The sequence below is a fragment of the Brunnivagina elsteri CCALA 953 genome (assembly GCF_002289455.1).
Taxonomy (GTDB): domain Bacteria; phylum Cyanobacteriota; class Cyanobacteriia; order Cyanobacteriales; family Nostocaceae; genus Brunnivagina; species Brunnivagina elsteri.
On sequence record NZ_NTFS01000329.1, the window covers coordinates 1 to 7,682 of the forward strand.

Below are 7,682 nucleotides of genomic sequence, written 5' to 3' on the forward strand. Positions count from 1 at the left end.
AATTTGTTGTGATGGCTTTATCTTGACTTTGATAGTTATTTTAACTATTAGTTAAATGTAAATTAAATCTCTGTAATAGAATTTTATATCAACCAATCTCAATAAACATCTCCGAGAATTAATTATACATTATCCAAAACCCCTCCCCTGTAGAGACGTAGCAATGCTACGTCTCTACGTCTTTTACGGAGATGTATAATATCTACGACTTCCAGAAGAAGTCGGGAATATCATCAATCAAGTAGTAGCAGAAAAAGTTCTAATTCCTTCTATTTGAAATCTTTTGTGTAAAGCTTTAATGAACAGATGTCGAGCAATACGCTGGTCAAAAAAATCATTTACGCGAATAAAAACAGTAAAATCTATACTAGTCTCACCAAACTTTTGAAAGCGAATAAAAGGCTCATGTATAACTAACTTTGGTGAAACTTGTTGCATCACATCTTTAGCAACTTCCACTGTAATTCGTTCAACATTTTCAAGGTCAGTATCATGATTTACACCGACATTTACAGTTAAAGTACTCTCTTTGGCTAAGAGATGAAAATTAGTGAAAATAGCCGATGCTAACTTAGAATTAGGTACAATTATGGCATTATTAGAAATTTCCCGAATCGTTGTATTTCTCCAAGTTATATCACTCACATAGCCCTCATGACCACCATCTAACTTGACATAATCACCAGTATGAACCTGCTTAGAAAAAATTAAATGAAACCCTGCAAATAAATTTTCCAAAGTATCTTTTAGCGCCAAACCAACAGCCAAACCACTAATTCCCAAAGTTGTGATAATTGGCGTAATTTTCACCCCCGCAGTTTGGAGGATAATTAGTGTACCCAATGCTAAAACAGAAGTTTTGGCAATATTAGAAAATAAAGAAGCCGAACTACCTCCAGATTTGCGAATAAATATACTGACAAAAGTTGAAGTCAGTCTGGCAAAAACCAATGTTAGCGAGTAGAGAAAAATGATAGTCAGAATCTTTTGGAAAACATCAAAAATTTCCCGATTCGCTTCACGATTAACAAGAGGATGACTTAAAATTGCCGCAAAACAACCAGCTAATACGAACCAGAGAAATATCATCTTGTGGAGCGATCGCATGATAATTTCACTGCCAGGTATTTTCTTGTGACTAGCAAATGTTTTCAGCTTGTCGTAAATGGCTTTTTCGCCAACTATACCAGCGAGCAATCCCAGTACAATCAAGAATACTGGTAAAATCCATTGTATATTTGTCATTGTCATAATTCTCAGGAACACGATATCTGAACTCAAACCAATCTCAAATCCTGGATTTTGTAAACGGCTGTAACTCAAATCTTTAAGGTTTCGTTCTCAACTACACTAATTCACTACCTTAATATATCTTGTTGAAAAACTCCAGTTCCCATGACATCCCTGCGATATTCAATTCATCTGCGTTTACCTGCGGTTAATTACCTCAAAAATAAGAACCCCATATACCATTTAGGTAAATCCTGAAAATAATCAAAAATTCCCAGATATGAAATGGACAAGATTTAAATATTAATTTTTACTGCAATATAGTAAAAACGAGGCAAATTAATGCACTTCCCCCTTACCCCTTAATTCACTTATGATTAACTTGTGGAAAACAAATAAATCTCCATAACCAAGAAGTTGTAAAATCTTTGTTGAATTGGACAATCACGCCATTGGGAACTAAAATTTTGGATTGTGTGAATGCAAAGCCATGTATAGAAGCATTTTTGCATTATTCATTATCAACATAATTCAACAAACTAAACCCAAATGGACAATCAACCCTCCATCACAACAGGATATTTGTAAGGTACTTCAGCATGACAGCAACCACCCCAAAACCCACCTCAGCACCCAAATTTTGCGAAGGCATACAATATTTTGGGGAACCTCTACCAGAATTTGATAAATATGGAAAAGAAAGCGTAGTAATCGATGGTGCTGTCAACCCCAAAGACGATGCAGCAGTATACCAAACCATCCTTTACGCCGATGCATTACGCTATCTAACATTACAAGTTACAGGTTCCAAAGCTTCCGGACATCCTGGTGGATTTGCCAGCCAAGCAGAGGCATATGCAGCGCTTGTCATGCTCGGACATAAAAACATTCTCACCGAAGTTGGACACCATGCTCCCGGCTTTTATAGTGCCATGTTCTTAGACCGATCGCTTGAAGACATGGGCATATCCACAGTTCAACAATTACGCGATCGCTTCCGTGAAAAACATGGTTTGTTAGGACATCTCTCCGGCTATATACCTGGTATTCTCGCACCAGCTGGACCATTAGGACAAGGACAACACTTTGCCATGTCCGCAGCACTACTCCACCGTGACAAGCTCTTCCCCTTCACTGTTGGGGATGGTGGTTTAGGTGAACCCTACATCATGAGTGGTATAGCACATTTCCATACCGCATATCCCGAAGTCACAAATTTTTTACCTGTTTTGGTATGGAATGGATTCAGCCAAGAACACCACAGCATGGTTTCCACCAAAACTAATGCAGAGATGATTGCGTACTGGCAAGGTAACGGTTTTGATGAAGTTATTTTAGTTAATGCCAAAGACTTCGACGACAAAAACCAACCTGGTGATTATGTCGATAGCACCGCATTCTCAATCCAAAAGAGAATGGAATTCACCTCAGCCATATTAACAGGAATCGATAAAGCGGCAAAATCCGCATTAAGCGGCAAACTCACCGTATTTATCATAAAACAACTCAAAGGCGCAGGCGTACATGCACGGGGAGCCAAATCCCATAACCTATATCCCAAAGATACCCTCGACGCACCCCACATTGTCGAAACATTGAAAGCGATCGCACTACCTGCCGAAGCTTGGGAATTAGTACGAAGCAACTTAGAAAAAGCTGGTGGTGGTTCCGCATCGAAAACAGCCGTTACCGAATTTGTTTTACCATTGGCAGACATTGGTAGTTTACCCCTGGAAGAATATGCAGTGGGAGGAGAAGCCAAAGTTGCCACCACAGCAATGGGTAAATTAGTTGGTTACGTCGGGCAAAAAGACAAAAACTTTATCGTCACTAACGCTGACGGAAACGAAGCATCAGGAATTGCCAATATTAACCAAGCATTGAAAATCAATCATCCCGTCAAAGATGACTTGTATAATCAAGCACCAGGAGGGCAAGTTTACGAACCCCTGAGCGAAGACGCATGTGCAGGGTTAGCAGCAGGTTTAGCATTAATGGGTGCGAGAACATTGTGGTGTTCCTACGAATCCTTCGCGATTAATGGATTACCAATTTGGCAAACCGTCACCCAAGCGATGGCAGAATTACGCAGACAAACCCCTTCCACAATTACTTTATACACCGCAGGGGCATTAGAACAAGGGCGCAACGGTTGGACACATCAACGTCCAGAAATTGAAGCTTATTTTGCTTCTATGATGCGAAATGGTAATATTTTCCCTGTTTTTCCCTGTGATGCTAATAGCATTCAAGCTTGTTACGACTGGGCATTAACCACCAAGAATAAGGGAATTGTGATTACAGCGAGTAAATCACCCTTAGCAATTAGAACCACCTTTGCTCAAACTAGGGAAGGATTAGAAAATGGTGCGATCGCACTTCAAGAATTACCCCCCCAACCCCCTCTTGCAAAAGGGGGGAGTAAGACAGTAGTTTTTGCAGTAATTGGGGATATGACATTATTACCAGTGTACGAAGCTGCGAAAAAATTACAGGAACAAGGTATAGGAAGTCGAATAGTTTCTATTATTAATCCCCGTCGTTTATATCGCGCTAGTGATGTCGCTTGGGACACTTGTTCGGAAGCTGATGGTGGATTTATTAATGATGCTAAATTTGATGAATTGTTTGGTGGAGATGGCTTAATTGGTGTTACAGGTGGTGCATCAGCGATGTTAGAACCTGTGATGTTGAGAAGTAATTGTCCACGGGATACCTTTGCATGGAAGCGGGGGGAAACTACCGCAAGTGCAGGTGAGTTGATGGCATTTAATGGTATTACTGCGGATGCATTAGTCAAGCGGGGAATTAGTTTGATCGGTTAGGAATATTTAGATAGATTGTAGGTTGGGTGGAGACGCATGAGAGATATTTGTAGCGATATAATAAATCTACATTTGCGTCGTAACCCAACATTTTATAAGTTGTTTAAAGTGTCTCTCCTATTGGTGAGTTTAGATATTTTTTTGTTTAAATAATTTTCGTTTTCTTCATATCATGTGTTGGGTTATGCAAAGCCTCCACCCAACCTACATAAGATTGCGATCGTACTACATTTTTATAGGTTTTTTCAAGAATATAATCAAGCCAATCATAATTGCGATCGCACAAATTCCATAATTTATTGTAGGTTGGGTGAAGGCTCTGCGTAACCCAACATTATATATTAGTAAATAACAAATTTTAATGCTAGGTTACGATGCAAAATATATCTTTCAATTTACATAAAATATTTTCGTGCGAAAACACCCAACATTTTTATAATTATTCTTCACCAAGATAAGCTTTGCGAACTTCTTCATTCGATTGTAATTCTTTAGCAGAACCTTCAAGTTCAATTTTCCCTGTTCTCAACACATAACAACTATCTGCGACTTCCAATGCTTTTTTTGCATTTTGTTCGACTAACAAAATCGTTGTATGCTTCTCCTGGTTAATTTGTTTAATTAATTTAAAAATTTCTTTGACTAAATTTGGTGCTAATCCCATGCTGGGTTCATCTAATAGTAATAAACGCGGACGGGACATTAATGCTCGTCCAATTGCTAGCATTTGTTGTTCTCCTCCGCTTAGGGTTCCACCTTTTTGCTCTAGACGTTCGCGTAAGCGTGGGAAAAGATTTAAAACATATTCTAAGTCGGATTTTATCCCTTCTTTGTTCCGACGGCTAAAAGCACCCATTTCTAGATTCTCAAAAACGGTCATCCGGGGGAAAATCATTCTGCCTTCGGGGCTTTGGGCAATATGTAAATCGCTAACTATTTTTTCTGGAGGTACTGATTTAATCGATTTTCCTTCAAAGTAAATATCACCTTGTCGGGGACGAATTAAACCTTGAATTGTCCGTAATAATGTGGTTTTTCCGGCTCCATTACTACCAATTAAAGTGCAAATTTCACCTTCTTTAATTTCGATGGAAATGCCTTTTAGTGCTTGGATATTTCCGTAATATGTGTGGATGTCTTTTACTTGTAGCATGTTTTTTAGGTGGGGTATGATGGGGGTTTGGAATTTGGAATTTTAATATGTTTAATATGTTTAATATAGACGACCCATCGGGTCGTCTCTACGTTTAATCGTCGTCGTCTTTACCCAAATATGCTTCGATGACGATGGGGTCATTTATAACTTTGTTTGGGGTTCCTTCGGAGATTTTGCGTCCACTTGCCATGACGGTAATGCGATCGCTAATTCCCATCACGAGTTTCATATCATGTTCAATCAGTAACACAGTCAGTTTGAGGTCATCCCGTAGTCGCTGAATAAATCTAGTTAATTCAACTGTTTCGGCTGGGTTCATCCCTGCTGTTGGTTCGTCAAGGAGTAATAATTGTGGCTCGCAAGCTAAAGCGCGGGCAATTTCTAAGCGTCTTTGTTCCCCGTATGAAAGGTTTTTTGCCATCTCAAAAATGCGGGATTTGGCTATTCCTGCGTAGTCTAACCAATATTTGGATTTGTCCCTTGCATCTAGCTCTTCACGCACGACTTGGGGAGGACGTAATAATGTTCCGACTAAATTTGCTTTCAAACGACTGTGCATCCCCACCAAGACGTTATCCAGTACGGACATATTGTTGAACAAGCGGATATTTTGAAAGGTTCGGGCTACACCTAATGTTACGAGTTTATCGGGTGCGGTTCCCGTGATATCGCCGTTGTTGAGCAATAATTTACCAGCACTGGGGGCATAAATCCCCGTCAGCATGTTGAAAAAAGTGGTTTTACCCGCACCATTCGGACCAATCAGACTTGCGATCGCGCCTCGTTCTAAGACAAAATCAATTTGATTAACTGCTGTTAATCCACCAAAACGCATGGTTAATTGTTGCGTTTCGAGTATGGGAATGTTGTTACTTACGTTTGCATTCATTGGTTTTATTTTTTACATTTAAATACTCAAATCCTCAATCAGAACTAAACACCTGTTGATTTTGCCAAAGCATCTTGATTTTCCAATTCGTCGCTATGTAACTCAGCTTGGTGTTGTTTGTCGGGTATGATTCCCTCTGGACGTACCAGCATCATAATTACCAAAGTCAATCCAAACAAGAACATTCGCATCTGGGTTGGGTCTAAACTAATGCGTATAAAGTCTTGCCATTGGGGATTGGCAATGTAAGGCAAAATTGAGGTGTTGCGAATTCCTTCCAAGAGTTTTGCTAGTTGGGGTAAAACCAGACGATCTGCTCCCATTATCACGATGCCACCTAAAATTACCCCGTTCATATTTCCCAAACCTCCCAGAATCACCATACAGAGGATAATTACCGATACTGAGAAGTCGAAGACACTAGGAAATATGGCACTAATATAAGCTGCATAAAAAGCTCCTGCAAACCCCGAAAACGTTGCTCCCATTGAAAATGCTAGGAGTTTGGTTTTGACCAGGTTTATGCCCATTGCACTTGCCGCTAGTTCGTCTTCACGAATCGCAGTCCAAGCTCTACCCAAACGGGAATCACGCAAGCGACCAATGAAGAAATAGGCAAGGACAACTAATAGTAAAATTAAGTAATACCAAGGGTAATAGTTACTACTGGTAAATGTGCCAATAATTGGTAAAAAAGGACGGTCAATTGGGTTAATTCCCGATTCTCCCCCAGTTAAGTTAATCGGAGATTCGCAACCAAGCAAACACAAAGCGATTTCTGGACGACCAATCAAACCACCGATAATTTTAGAAATTGGTTCATCAATACGCACACTAGTTAAATTACGAAACAGAACCGGGACAATTTCCCCAAATCCCAAAGTCACGATCGCTAAATAATCACCACGCAAACGTAATGTTGGCGTACCTAATAATACCCCTGCAATTGCGGCGACACCTGCGGCAATAAAAATCACTAACCAGAAATTCCAGTGGATATTCAGTTGAGGTGACGATAGCAAACCTGTTGTGTAAGCTCCGATGGCAAAGAATGCAGCATAACCCAAATCGAGCAACCCCGCAAAACCCACAGTAATATTTAACCCCAGCGCTAGCATAATAAAAATCTGGATTTCAATCGTAGTGGCAATCCAACGTGTTTGTGCCAATTGGTCAATAAAAGGGAAAAGGATTAAAACGAATGCCAGTGCTACCAATGTTGCTTGTTTTCGTAGGGAAGGGTGTAATCCTTGTAAAGCTGCCATTGCTGTAGCAGCAATAGTTGCAACCACCAAACTACAAAAACCAAATCCGAGAATGTCGGTAAAATTTGCAACAGGTCGTCCCGAAATAGGTCTGACAATTAATCCTTCGATAACACTAGCGACAAACAACCAAATTCCCAGCATTAAACCAGCTTGTGCCCCTAGTTTCGCACTTTCTAGAGGTGTTTTGACATTTTTGCCTTGAGTCTGGGTATAACCGACAGCAGAGCCAAGTAGCCAAGCCATGATTGAACCACTCCAGCCGCCAAAAATGAGAACAATAAAAGCTGCGATCGCGCCTAAAACGCCACCCGATT

General features: G+C 40.1%; 5 protein-coding genes. 1 reads left to right on the top strand and 4 read right to left on the bottom strand.

What is annotated here, in order from left to right; genetic code table 11:
• Positions 1–237 precede the first annotated feature (237 nt).
• Complete coding sequence (locus CK510_RS22730) at positions 238–1,245, bottom strand: mechanosensitive ion channel family protein (RefSeq protein WP_095723855.1); 1,008 nt, start codon at positions 1,243–1,245, stop codon at positions 238–240.
• Positions 1,246–1,829: 584 nt separating this feature from the next.
• Here CK510_RS22730 and CK510_RS22735 point away from each other — a divergent pair.
• Positions 1,830–4,055 (top strand): phosphoketolase family protein, encoded by a 2,226-nt coding sequence (locus CK510_RS22735; protein WP_095723856.1) that lies wholly within the window; start codon positions 1,830–1,832, stop codon positions 4,053–4,055.
• Between the two features lie 439 nt (positions 4,056–4,494).
• On the opposite strand, the gene CK510_RS22740 is transcribed toward CK510_RS22735, so the two are convergent.
• The 3 genes from CK510_RS22740 to CK510_RS22750 form a co-directional block, all read right to left on the bottom strand.
• Positions 4,495–5,208 carry an ABC transporter ATP-binding protein gene (locus CK510_RS22740; protein ID WP_095723857.1) on the bottom strand — a complete coding sequence of 238 codons (714 nt, stop codon included), beginning with the start codon at positions 5,206–5,208 and terminating at the stop codon, positions 4,495–4,497.
• A 94-nt stretch (positions 5,209–5,302) separates the two neighbouring features.
• On the bottom strand, positions 5,303–6,100 hold the full coding sequence (locus CK510_RS22745) for an ABC transporter ATP-binding protein (protein ID WP_211293267.1): 798 nt from the start codon (positions 6,098–6,100) through the stop codon (positions 5,303–5,305).
• A 44-nt stretch (positions 6,101–6,144) separates the two neighbouring features.
• On the bottom strand, positions 6,145–7,682 hold a 1,538-nt coding region (locus CK510_RS22750), incomplete at its 5' end, for a branched-chain amino acid ABC transporter permease (protein WP_211293268.1).